The organism is Bradyrhizobium sp. (assembly GCF_019244115.1).
Lineage (GTDB): Bacteria > Pseudomonadota > Alphaproteobacteria > Rhizobiales > Xanthobacteraceae > Bradyrhizobium.
Window position 1 is genome coordinate 1 of record NZ_JAFATE010000704.1, and the last position, 10,477, is coordinate 10,477.

5 protein-coding genes and 1 pseudogene are annotated in these 10,477 nt (G+C 62.4%); 3 read left to right on the forward strand and 3 right to left on the reverse strand.

The features are described from left to right. The 3 genes and pseudogenes from JOZ76_RS30390 to JOZ76_RS30400 form a co-directional block, all read left to right on the forward strand. Positions 1-305 (forward strand): annotated as a pseudogene (locus JOZ76_RS30390) (substrate-binding domain-containing protein); the annotation flags it as partial. Between the two features lie 68 nt (positions 306-373). Further along, positions 374-1,165 carry an ATP-binding cassette domain-containing protein gene (locus JOZ76_RS30395; protein ID WP_291705035.1) on the forward strand — a complete coding sequence of 264 codons (792 nt, stop codon included), beginning with the start codon at positions 374-376 and terminating at the stop codon, positions 1,163-1,165. Continuing rightward, a complete protein-coding gene (locus JOZ76_RS30400) occupies positions 1,162-2,190 on the forward strand; it encodes an ABC transporter permease (RefSeq protein ID WP_291705038.1) in 1,029 nt (342 codons plus the stop codon). The genes JOZ76_RS30395 and JOZ76_RS30400 overlap by 4 nt, the downstream gene beginning before the upstream one ends. A gap of 141 nt (positions 2,191-2,331) precedes the next feature. Here the strand turns inward: JOZ76_RS30400 and JOZ76_RS30405 are convergent, their stop codons facing one another. The 3 genes from JOZ76_RS30405 to JOZ76_RS30415 all read right to left on the reverse strand — a co-directional run. After that, positions 2,332-8,235 (reverse strand): AAA family ATPase, encoded by a 5,904-nt coding sequence (locus tag JOZ76_RS30405; protein ID WP_291705040.1) that lies wholly within the window; start codon positions 8,233-8,235, stop codon positions 2,332-2,334. Between the two features lie 322 nt (positions 8,236-8,557). Continuing rightward, positions 8,558-9,556, reverse strand: a complete 999-nt coding sequence (locus tag JOZ76_RS30410) for a substrate-binding domain-containing protein (RefSeq protein WP_291705042.1) — start codon at positions 9,554-9,556, stop codon at positions 8,558-8,560. A 103-nt stretch (positions 9,557-9,659) separates the two neighbouring features. Further along, positions 9,660-10,477, reverse strand: an 818-nt coding sequence (locus JOZ76_RS30415) for an ABC transporter permease (protein ID WP_291705044.1), incomplete at its 5' end; no start/stop codon positions are given.

The following is a 10,477-nucleotide window of genomic DNA, read 5'->3' on the forward strand; positions in this document are numbered from 1 at the left end:
GCTATCCGGGCGGACAGATCCTAGGCAACGTGCCGACCTACATGCAGGCCGCGAAGAAGAAGCCCGGCGAGCTCTTCAATTTCGGATTCGATACCAGCCCGCAGGTTGTCGAAGCCTTCAATGCCGGATGGGTGCAGCTCACGGCCGACCAGCAGCCCTTCCAGCAGGGCTATCTGCCGATCCTCAATCTCTGCGAACAGGTCGTCTACGGCCTTGCGCCGCTCAACGCCGATACCGGTGCCGGCTTTGTCACGACGGCCAACTACAAGAAGGTCGGCGCGCTTGCGATCGAGGGCCTGCGCTGACCTGTGAAGTCGTGGCCGCGAGTCGAGCGGCCGGGGCCATCATCGAAGTATCCGGACGGAGGCTCTTGATGACCGAACGTTTGATCGAGCTGAAAGACATCAAAAAGTCCTACGGCAACGTCTATGCGCTCGGTGGCGTGGACCTGTGGGTCGATAAAGGCGAGGTCGTCGGCCTGATCGGTGACAACGGCGCCGGCAAATCGACGTTGATCAAGATCCTGGCGGGAGCTGTTCGACCGTCGGGCGGCGAGATCCTAGTGCGTGGGAAGAAGGTTTTTGGCTGGAGTGCGGCGCGCTCGCGCGAGGCCGGGATCGAGACCGTGTTCCAGGACCGCGCGCTCGCCATGCAGCAGTCGATCGTCCGGAACATCTTCATGGGCAACGAGCGCACAAACCGGTTCGGGTTTTTGAAGGTCGCCGAGGAGGTGCGCGAGGCCGATCGGCTGATGCGGGAGATCGGCTTCACGTCGAAGGTCTTTACGCCGCATTCGATCGTCGGCCAGTTGTCGGGTGGCGAACGCCAAGGCGTCGCGATCGCGCGCGCTATCTACCGCGCCGCCGATCTGATCGTGCTCGACGAACCCACGACCGCGCTGTCGCTGGCCGAGACCAGCAAGGTGTTCCATTTCGTTCGGCAGGTGAAGGCGAACGGCCGCTCGATCGTTTTCATCGGCCACAATATCCACCATGTCTTCGACATCGCCGATCGCTTCGTGGTGCTCGATAGAGGCCGTGTCGCGCTGCAGGCCGGCCGTGACCAGATCAAGACGGCGGAGGACCTGATCGGCTACATGGAGCACGTTGCCCATCAGGGACGCCTGGCCGCCGACGGCAGCTTGGCGAAGGGAGTTGCGCGATGATCCGGATACGCGAGGGCGCCTTGACCGTCCAGGGATCCGAGACCAATTGGCGTCACCCGCAGGAGCAACCTCTAAGGCGGCTTATCTCAGACAATCGCGCTGCGCTGGGTTCGCTGACCGTGTTCGTGGCCATGCTGCTGATCTTCACGGTGGCCAATCCCAAGGTGTTCACGACCTGGGCGCTCTACAGCTCGGTGTTCACGACCCTGCCGGTGGCGATCTTTCTCACCGTCGCCCTGGTCTTCATCGTCACCGTCGGCGAGATCGACCTCTCGTTTCCGGCGACGATGGGATTTGCGGCCTGGATGTTCGCCCTGATCGTGAAGGCGGGCTACGATCCCGGCCTCGGCTTCGCTGCCGCGCTGATCTCCGGCGCCCTGCTCGGCGCCTTCGTCGGCTCGCTCGTAGTCTATGCCAACCTGTCGTCGCTGATCGCGACGCTCGGTATGAATTTCGTGCTGCGCGGGCTGATCCAGATCTTCACCGAGGGCAAATCGATCGCGCTGGTGTCGCTCGGCGACACCTTCCTCTTCAAGCTGTTTTCCTCGGAGCTCTGGGGCATTCCGGTCCAGATCGTCTGGGCCATCTTGTTCACGGTCTTTGCCGCCTATCTCTTCAACCGGCATCGCTTCGGCGTGCACGTCCATATCGTCGGCGACAATCCCGACAGCGCCGCCCAGATGGGCATCGACGTCAAGCAGGTGCGGGTGATGAGCTTCGTCTTCGTCGGCGTCGCGGCGGGAATTGCCGGCGTTTTTTCCACCATGATCAATTTCACCTGGTGGCCGACCGCAGGCGACGGCTACCTGCTGCCCGTGCTGGCGTCCGTATTCGTCGGCGGCACGCCGACCTGGGGCGGCGTCGGCACGGTGGTGGGCGGCGCCATCGGGGCACTCACGGTATCCTTCATCCAGACCGGCATCGTCGGCGCCGGCCTGAGCGGCTTTTATATCCAGTTCTTCAACGGCCTGATCATCATTCTGTCGCTGCTCGGCCATCGCTGGAATCAGATCCGCTACCGCTGAGTGGACAGACGGCTGGACCATCGCATTCTGCTCTTGGGTTCGCGCTGTAGTGGGTCGCGGGAATAAGCCACGATTTCTGCGCAAGCTGCGATTTTCCCCGTGTGATGCTAATTATCGAGTGCGAGGAGATTTGAGATCGCCTCAGGAGGCGTTCTTCGGGTGGGCAGGCACCGTGAAGTGGAAAGTCGCGCCACCGGACGGGCTGGCGGTCACCCACAAGCGGCCGGCATGCGCTTCAATGATCGAGCGGCAGATCGACAGTCCCATTCCCAGACCGCCAGGCTTCGTCGTGTAGAAGGGGTCGAATATGCGCTCAAGAACGTCCGGGGCCAATCCCGGTCCCGAATCCTTCACCGCGACGATAATGCCGTCAGGTTCGGCCGGAGCGGTCGTAATAAGCACGTTTCGCGATCCCTTCGTGACCGTGCCCATGGCCTGGATGGCATTGACGATCAGGTTGAGGATCACTTGCTGCAATTGGACGCGATCACCTTCGACGAGTGGCAAACCGTCTCCGAGTTCCGTCAGCATCGAGACGTCGTTCTTCACCGCTTCGCTACGGGCGAGCTCAATCACGTCCTGGATCGCCTTGTTGATATCCAGGCGATCCTTCTGTGGCGGTGCTTTTTTGATGAGATCCCGAATCCGCTCGATGATGTCGCGGGCCCGATCAGTGTCGTTCACAATATAGCCGAGCGCGTCCCTGGCTCTCCCAACATCCGCCGGGTTTCTGTTCAGGAAATGCAGGGCGGCGTCGGCATTCATCGAAGCCCCGGCGATCGGCTGGCTCACTTCATGGGCAATCGAGGCCGTGAGCTCACCCATGGTGGCGAGGCGGCTCGCATGCGCCAACTCCCTTTGCACCTCCCGCAAAGCCTCTGCGGCCCGCTTGCGTTCGGTGATGTCCCGCGCGACGCCGCGGTAACCAATGAAGTGCCCTGCTTTGTCGAAGACCGGCATCCCTGAGATGGACGCGTAGCGCTTGCCGCCGTCCCGCGTAGGTCGCGCGAGCTCGAAATCACGGAACGGCCGGTGGGCATCGAGCGTCTCCCGGTGCTTGCGCCAAGCCTCCGCGTCAGGCTCCAAATAGGGCACGTCCCACCGCGTCTTGCCAATTTCAGAGCCCGGCTCGGGGGCGTCGGGAAAACCTTCACCGAACTGCTGGCGGGTGAAGCGATGCTGCGCATCGGATTCCCAGTACACGTCGAAGGAGAACTGGACGAGGGTGCGAAAGCGCTCTTCGCTCTCACCTAGTGCTTCCTCCGATCGCTTGCGCTCCGTTAGGTCGACGACAAAGGAGACGCCCTGCTCTCGGTGCTCGTCGAAGGCAGCCATGCCGATCAGTACGGGCACGCGGCTGCCACTCTTGCCGAAATACTCCTGCTCGAACGGCTGCACGCTTCCCATCATGTTTAGCTCTGGAATCCACAATCGCTGTTGTCGGTCGAGCCATTCCGGGGGCGTAAGGTCGGTCCAGCGCAGGCGGCCCGAGATGAGATCCTCACGGCTGTATCCCACGATGCGGAGAAACGCATCATTGGCCTCCAGAATCTGACCTCCAAGCTCCCAGATCGTGATGCCGATGATGTTGGCATCGACGAGGCGTCGGATCTTCGCTTCACGCTCGCTGACATCCCGGTACAGACGCGCATTTTCCAGCGCGATCGCCGCCTGCGAGGCGAGCAGCTTCAGCACCGCGATTCGCGCCGGCGCGAAAGCGTGGGGTGTCAATGTGTTCTCGAGGTAGAGCACGCCAATCAGCTTGGCGTGATTGATCAAGGGCAAGCAGAGAATGGAGCGAGCCTGGCGCTGCTTGACGTAAGGGTCCGTGGCAAACGGAGGCTGGACCACTGCATCGTCGAGGATGGTGCACTCCCCGGTTCGCAGCACGTAGTGGAGAATCGATTCCGGAAGAACCGCTGCAGTCACGAGTACGTCGCGCAACTGCACGACAATGGTGTCGCCGCGGGTCGTGGATTCCGCCTCGATGCGCGGCTCGGTGCCATGCAACAGAACCAGCAGACCGCGTTCTGCCCCTGCCTGCTCAATCGCAGTGCGCATGAGCGTTTCGATGAGCTTCTCCAGCACCATCTCGCCTGACACCGCTTCCGACACCTTGATGACGGTCGCGAGGTCGAGCTGCTCGACCGCCGTCCCGATCGTGCTCAACGGGCCGGGCTCTGACCTCTCCTGCCTGAGGTGCGGGAACGTGTTCTCGAGTTGGCGTACCTTGCCGTCGGCTCCCCAGCGCGCATAGCGGTCACGCGCATGCCGCAGATAGAGGCGGGCAAAGTCTTCGAAGCCACGCGCCGCATAGAAATGAGAGGCCCGTTCGTAGGCGATGGCCTCGTTGTGAATGAAACCGCTTTCTCGGGCCGATCGGATCGCGCTTTCATAAAGACGCTCGGCGTCGAGTTCCCGGCCTTGAAGGCGAGCGATTTCGGCGCCGACGAGGGCGGAGCGGTCCGCGAAATTCTCGGGGCAATTCTGCGCCCATGCCTCGAGCTGGCCATGGTGGGCCAACAATGCCTCGAAGTGTTGCTGGCGCTGGTCGGTCGGTGCCGAATCCCAGCATGCGGCGTGGGACAGCGCAGCGTAGAACTCGTATTCTGCTATCTCGAACAGCGGCGGCGGTGCCCACCGCAGCCGTCGAGCCTTCGCTGCCGCCTCGACCGCCGACGCATACTCGCCGGAAAAGAACCATGCTTGCAGCTTGCGAATCCAATACCAGCTCTCGGGCAACGCGAATGCCGGATCGGCAGCGAGGTGCCGCTCGAACGCAAGCTCGTCGAATTGTCCGTCGTCGAATGCGCCGAATCGTTGCGTCAAGCCCTGCAACATCCGGATCAGGCCGATCTGCGGCCTGATTATGTCGACCAGCAACGCAAAATTCGCCTTCTCGACAAATCGTAAGCCGTGCCCCGCCTCACGCTGCGTTTCTGCAAGCGGATCGCCCGCGGCAAGGAAATTCGCATTCAGACTGGAACAACTGAAAGCCGCGAACGTGATCTCGCCACTGGCGTTCGCGGTGTCGAATGCGCGACGAAACGCATCGCGGGCGTGCCGATGATGCTTGGTCCATGGCAGGACGAAGTTGCCATAGTTCAGATAGGTCCGCGCTTGGAAGCGGGAAAGTCCGCGCCGTTCTGCCAGCTCGATTCCGATATTGCTGAATCGAAGCCCCGTTTGATAGTCGCCGAAAAGCGCGCCGGCAATGCCACCGAACATGACGTAATGCACGCACGAAGCTTCGCCGTGGCCCCACTCGAGACTGAGCTCCACGGCTTTGAGGACCACCAGCGTGCTAAGGTTTGCATCAGTCCAGTACGCCGGCGCAACGAGCGCGGTAAGAAGATCCAAGGTCGCCAGCGCAACTGGATCGGTCATCAGCGGCAGATCGAACAGATCCTCGATCGCCCGACTGCCGATTCGAGACCAGATCTTCTCATATTGGCGTCGCACGTCGTGATCGCCTGGATGGACTGACCAATGAATGCCGAGCCGTCGCAGGTAGTCGAGACCGACACTGACCGCGCGGTCGCGTTGACTGAGCACCATATACACGTCCACCTGCAGGCGCGCGACGCGGCCCTGCTCAATGGCATTCGCGGAGTGTTCTGCCAAGGCAGATAGGCGCTGCTCCGCTTGCGCCACGGCGCCGGTCACGAATTCGCATTCTGCCCAATGCAACTGCAGAGAAAAGACCAGCGGATGCTGGCGCTCCCAGGAGTCGGCCGGTAGCAACGCCGAGCCCGCGGCGAGATAGTTGAGCGCCGATGTGTAGGCTGTCGACGCCCTTGCACGCCGGCCGGCAATCAGGTTGAGCTCGGCGAGCCGCTCGCGCTCAGCCCGCGCGGTGATCAGGGCCGCGCTGCGGTTGAAGTGGTTGACGATGTCGAAGATTGCCTCATGCTGCTTCTCGGGAGGTGTGTGGACCAGAAGCAGTCTTCCTATGCGCAGGTGCGCCTCGAGGCTTTGTTGCTCCGGAATCAACGAATAGGCCGCTTCCTGAACGCGATCGTGGACGAACCGGTAAGCGCCCGATACGTGCTCGACCAACTCCTGGCGGACTGCGGGCCACAGAGCCGCGTGAACCCGGTCCTCCGAAGTTCCGAGGACGATCGAAATGGTGGGGATCTCGGCGCCGTTTCCGAGGCAGGCAAGCTGCTGCAATGCGGCCTGCGTTTCGGCCGGCAGGCGGGCGAGCTTCCCGACCACGAGATCCACCACGTTGTCGGTATAGGCTTGTGCATCAATGCGCTTGATATCCCAGGACCAGCGCCCGGTGTCGTAATCGAAGGAGAGCATCCTCTCTTCGGCGAGCGCTGAGATGAATTGAATTGCAAAGAACGGATTGCCGCCGGTCTTGCCGTGCACCAGGCATGCGAGCGGCGCGGCCTGCTCCGGTCCACAGCGAAGCGCATCTGCGATCAGCTGCTGCAGATGCTCTCGGGCGAGGGGCAGGAGCGTGATCTCCGCTATCTTTCCACCTGCGGTTCTGATGGCATCGAGCTTGCGCATCAGAGGATGGTTCGCATCGACTTCGTTGTCACGATAAGCGCCGATCAGCAACAGGTGCGCCAGGTCCGAGCGCGTCAATAGATCCTCCAGCAGATCGAGAGTCGCCGCGTCGAGCCATTGCAAGTCGTCGAGGAAAAGCGCCAGCGGATGCTCCGGTCGGACGAAGACGCCGATAAAGCGTCGAAGCAGCAGTTGGAAACGCCTTTGCGCATCCAGGGGCGGAAGCTCGTGGACAGGAGGCTGGTCGCCGATAATGAGCTTCAGCTCCGGGACGACATCGACCATGAGCTGCGCGTTCGGGCGTAGCGCCTCGCAGAGCGCGTCGCGCCAAGGCGCCAGATCGGCTTCGCTCTTGCCGAGAAGCGGCCGGATGAGATCCTGAAAGGCCTGCGCCAGCGTTGCGTACGGGATGTCGCGCTTGTACTGATCGAACTTGCCGGAGGCGAAGAGCCCGCGCGGCGGCACAAGTGCCGTGTGTAGTTCATTGACCACGCAGGACTTGCCGATACCGGAATAACCGGAGACGAGCACCAGCTCCGGTGTCCCGCTCTCGACGATGCGATCGAAGGCGGCGCGCAGGGTTGCGATTTCACGCTCGCGTCCGTACAATTTTTCGGGAATCAACAGCCGGTCCGGGGTATCGAACTCGCCGAGCGGGAAGTCTTTGACCTGAGCCTCAAGATCCCATTCTGCCAGACAGCGGCGGAGATCGCGTTCGACGCCAACCGCGGTTTGGTAGCGTTCCTCAGGCGTCTTGGCGAGCAGCTTCATGACGATGTTCGAGACCGCGCTAGGGATGGTGCCAAGCCGCTCGGCGGCCGGCATCGGTCGCCTTGCAATGTGGCAGTGCACCCACTCCATCGGATCGGATGCGCTGAACGGCAGCGAGCCTGTGAGCATCTGGTAAAACGTGACTCCCAGTGCATAAAGATCGCTTCGGGAGTCGACAGACCGGTTCATTCGTCCGGTCTGCTCGGGTGCCATATAGGCGAGGGTGCCGGCGATGGTTTCAGGCGGTTCGGCCGATTGGCGCTCGCGCGGGAGTCGCGAGGCAATGCCGAAACCCGTGAATTTGACTTCGCCGGTCGCGCGATTCACAATGATGTTGTGCGGCTTGATGTCTTTGTGCACAAGTCCACGCTGATGGACCTTGCTGAGAGCCGTCGTGATGTGGACGGCGAGACGCAAGAATGTCCCCACTTGGATCGGCGCTTGGAGCTGGCGCTCCAGCGGCTCACCGCCGGGATCCTCAAGCACCAGCAGGGGCCGGCCGCCCTCACTGAGAAGCTCGAGTGGCCGCAGCGCCCACGCACTGTCGAGTTCGTCCCTTAATCCATACTCATGTGCGAGACGACCGATAAGGGTGGGATGCGGACGCTCCGCGAAGGGCCGAACCGCCAGTACCGACCGGCAATTCCCATCGGTTCCCGAACGCCGTATTCGGCAGAACACTCGATCTCCGTCCTCCCAAGAGATTTGGAGGCCGTCGTGCTCCGCACTCTGAAACCCAGAAGTTTGGCTCAACGCAGGCCCCCGCCATCAACAAGGGAAGGCCAGTCAGGCTGACAAGCGGCACTCCACCCAGCCAGACCGAGCTTAGGAGAAGTCTGCCATACACGACACAGTCTGGCGATGCCTGCTATCGGCCCGGTATCGGCCCATGGCATCATTTCGCTCCGATGTGAAATGTGATGCCTATCGCGCTACCGCGGTCGCAGCACCCGGTGGAGTGAGTAGGGGCCCCTGGGCAATCCCAAGCCAAATCGACGTGCAGCGGGCGAGGCCGATTTCGAGCCCCGTCCGCGGCGTCGAGCGAAGTGGCAACAATTCGCTAGTCGCACTCTGGCTAGTTGCGCATCAACTGCTTCGCGTTTTCGGGCGTGATCGCGGTGGTCGGCACGGTCACGACGGCGGGCACTTTCTCGGCGCAATCGAGCAGGATCGACTTGGCCATTTCGATCGCCTCCGGCCCGCCGGTCGGATAGGTGAAGGTGGCCGCCCACTCGCCTTCCGCCACCGCGCGGATGCCGCCAGCCGGACCCGGCAAGCCATCGGTGCCGAGGATCTTCACCTGATCGAGTTTGCCGGCGCCCTTGGCGGCGAGCCGGGCGCCTGCAGCCATCATATCGTTACTGGCGTAGACGGCCTTGATGTTCGGATGGGCCTGCAGCATCGCGGCGAACGCGGTCTGCGCCTTGTCCGGAAGCCAGTCGGCCGCCTGCTCGGCGACGACGTTGATCTTCGCATTCTCCTTCACGCCGGCCTTGAAGCCGTTGAGCCGTTCGACAGCCGGGGTCGAGCTTGGCAGGCCTTCGAGGACCGCCACTTCGCCGCCTTGCGGCAGCAGCTTGTCGGCAACGTATTTGCCCGCTTCCTCGGCGATCTTGAAATTATCGCCGCCGATGAAGGCCGTATAATCCTTGCCGGCATCACCGACCGTCTTGCGATCAAGCTCGATGACGGGAATCCCGGCCTTCATGGCCCGCGCGACGACCGGCGTCAGAGGCGAGGCCTCGAACGGCGAGATCAGGATCAGATCGACCTTCTGGGTGATGAAGTTGTCCATCTGTGAGGTCTGCGTGTTGACGTTGCCGGCCCCGTCGGCGATCTGCAACGTGAACTGCGGCACCTTCTTCGCAGCAGCCGTTAAGTCGTCGTTGACGTGCTGGCGGTAAGGCTCGGCGTTGTTGGCCTGCGAGAAGCCGATCACGAACTGCCCGTTCTTGCCGCACTCCTTGACCAGCGGCGCAGCCTGCGCCGCACCGGCGACAAGCGTCGCTGTGCTGGCGCTCAGCACCAGGTCGGACCAGAGCCTGGACCTTGCCCTCTTGGATAGACGCCTCATGACTTCACTCCCATGTCTTGTTTTGAACAATCCACCCACTAGGTTCTGGGCGGTCTTCGTCCCGTCGGCGCTTGGTGTGCCGCCGGGCTGCGTCGCCTGAAAATCAACGACCCAATCCCTCGCGGCGACGCACGAGAGACTGAAGCACCGCGGCCACAACGATGATCGCGCCGGTCGCGAGCAGTTGCAGGGCCGCGTTGATGTTGTTGAGCTGAAGGACGTTGGCCAATGCGCCGAGCATGACGGCGCCCGCGATCGTGCCGATCATCGAGCCGGATCCGCCGAACAGGCTGGTGCCGCCGATCACCACCGCCGCGATCGCGGTCAATTCATAACCGGTGCCGTCATTGGCACTGCCGAAATTGAACTGACCCGCGTGTACGATGCCGGCGATGCCGGACACGAGACCCGTGATTGCGTAGACGGAAATCTTGACCAGCGTCACCGGCACGCCGGAGAGCCGTGCCGCCCGCTCGTTGCCGCCAACCGCGAAGGCATAGCGACCGAAACGCGTGAAGTTCAGCACGAAGATGGCGACGATCGCGACGACGAGAAACACCAATGTCGCGACCGGGACAGTGTTGTCGAACAGCCGGTCGCCCAGCACCGAGAAGCTCGGCGGCGCCAGACCTGGGCCGTCGCCGTAGGAGATGTTGATGTACTGGTTGTTGGAGATCACTAGCGCCAGGCCGCGCGCGACCTGCAGCCCCGCGAGCGTCACGATGAACGGCTCGAGGCGGAAGCGGGTCGAGATCACGCCTTGCGCGCAGCCGAACAGTGCACCGCAGATCATCACGAACATCAGCGTCGGCACGAGGCCCCAGCCCCAGGTCGTCATGATCGTGGCGGTGAGCACACTCGACAGGCTGAGCAACGCGCCGACCGACAGATCGATCCCCGCGGTAATGATGACGAAGGTCA

Coding starts and splice junctions, on each gene's coding strand:
- JOZ76_RS30395 (WP_291705035.1), top strand. CDS start 374: ATGACCGAACGTTTGATCGAGCTGAAAGACATCAAAAAGTCCTACGGC.
- JOZ76_RS30400 (WP_291705038.1), top strand. CDS start 1,162: ATGATCCGGATACGCGAGGGCGCCTTGACCGTCCAGGGATCCGAGACC.
- JOZ76_RS30410 (WP_291705042.1), bottom strand. CDS start 9,556: ATGAGGCGTCTATCCAAGAGGGCAAGGTCCAGGCTCTGGTCCGACCTG.